Annotated in this window: 2 protein-coding genes, 1 tRNA gene and 1 pseudogene; all 4 read right to left on the bottom strand. The window is 40.1% G+C overall.

Annotated elements, in window-relative coordinates; genetic code table 11:
* Window positions 1–63 precede the first annotated feature (63 nt).
* Window positions 64–627: a transcription termination/antitermination protein NusG gene (nusG, locus tag H5072_RS19175; protein ID WP_002958878.1), complete on the bottom strand. Its 564-nt coding sequence runs from the start codon at window positions 625–627 to the stop codon at window positions 64–66.
* A 4-nt stretch (window positions 628–631) separates the two neighbouring features.
* Window positions 632–1,009, bottom strand: a complete 378-nt coding sequence (gene secE, locus H5072_RS19170; RefSeq protein ID WP_002958877.1) for a preprotein translocase subunit SecE — start codon at window positions 1,007–1,009, stop codon at window positions 632–634.
* A gap of 132 nt (window positions 1,010–1,141) precedes the next feature.
* Window positions 1,142–1,218: transfer RNA gene (locus H5072_RS19165), tRNA-Trp, on the bottom strand.
* 148 nt (window positions 1,219–1,366) lie between these two features.
* A pseudogene (locus tag H5072_RS21375) lies at window positions 1,367–1,525 on the bottom strand (deoxyribose-phosphate aldolase); the annotation flags it as partial.

The following is a 1,525-nucleotide window of genomic DNA, read 5'->3' as shown; positions in this document are numbered from 1 at the left end:
AGCGGCCTTTTTCAAGCTTCATGCCAAAATTTAAATAAAAATTAGCGAAGCTTTTTTAATCAATTACTTATCTTGCTCAACTTGACCGAATTCAAGCTCAACTGGCGTAGAACGACCAAAAATAAGTACAGATACTTTTACGCGGCTCTTTTCGTAGTCAACTTCTTCAACTACACCACTGAAATCTGCAAATGGACCATCTGTAACGCGTACAACTTCACCTGGTTCAAATAATGTAGCAGGTTTAGGTGCTTCAGCATTTTCTTGTAGGCGATTAAGAATGCGCTCAGCTTCTTTAGGGCTGATAGGAGCAGGACGATCAGACGTACCACCAATAAAGCCCATAACGCGTTCTGTGCTGTTCACTAAGTGCCAGCTTGCGTCATTCATATCCATTTGTACTAATACATAACCTGGGAAGAATTTACGCTCAGATTTACGCTTTTGGCCAGCGCGCATCTCAACAACTTCTTCAGTTGGTACTAATATCTCACCAAAGCTCGATTCTAGACCTTCGATTTTAATATGTTCAATTAACGTTTGAGCTACACGCTTTTCGTAACCAGAAAAGGCCTGTACTACATACCAACGTAACTTAATTTCTTTGTTCTCGTTCTCATCCGACATGGGATCAGATCTCCAATCCAGTTAAAAAGCCTACAGCGCGGAATAAAATGCCATCTAATCCCCAAAGGATAAGTGCCATAATCACTGTTGCAACCATTACAATTAATGTCGTGTGGGTAGTTTCTTGGCGCGTTGGCCAAATAACTTTGCGTACTTCAATTCGAGCTTCTTTAGCGAAAGCAAGAAAGTTACGTCCCTTAAATGTTTGCGAGGCAATTGCTAATCCGGCCGCTATTGCAACAACAACGCCAATAGCACGTAGTAATACAGATTGATCTGCATACATGTGATTACCAACAACTGCGCCTGCAAGTAGCGCGATTGCTACTAACCACTTTACTGACTCCATCGCACTTGATGGTGTTTCTACATTCGTGCTCATAATATTATTACCTTAACTACAGACACAACAACCCTACACTACGGCAGGGTTAATCCATTAAAATCTAAACTTAAAAACAGACTTAATTTAAACCGGTTTTTAATCTCAGACTACTCAAATAACAAGTAAAACTGGCAGGGGCGGAGAGATTCGAACTCCCAACCATCGGTTTTGGAGACCGCTGTTCTACCAATTGGAACTACGCCCCTGCAAAGTGGATGCCTATTATACTTACGCAGTTCATTAACACAAGCCTAAAAGATACCCACATTGGAAAATCTAATTAATTAATTACATTATTGTTTAAACTGCTAATAATTTAATCGGTTAGATAAACCTACAATCCAAAGATATTGATTATTTCCCTATGGTTTTATAAACGTCACTTAACAAGCTTGACGCGCCAAACCTAAATGTATTTGCTTGCAAATAATCATCACCCATTATTGCGCGTGCTAGTGCTAAATAATCACTAGCATCGGCAACAGTTTTAACACCGCCAGCCGCTTTAAAGCC

The organism is Pseudoalteromonas sp. SR45-5 (assembly GCF_014163565.1).
GTDB classification, from domain to species: Bacteria; Pseudomonadota; Gammaproteobacteria; order Enterobacterales; family Alteromonadaceae; genus Pseudoalteromonas; species Pseudoalteromonas distincta.
Note: the sequence above shows the minus strand (reverse complement) of the source record. Positions and strands in the feature narration are given on the sequence as shown.

Coding starts and splice junctions, on each gene's coding strand:
- nusG (WP_002958878.1), bottom strand. CDS start 627: ATGTCGGATGAGAACGAGAACAAAGAAATTAAGTTACGTTGGTATGTA.
- secE (WP_002958877.1), bottom strand. CDS start 1,009: ATGAGCACGAATGTAGAAACACCATCAAGTGCGATGGAGTCAGTAAAG.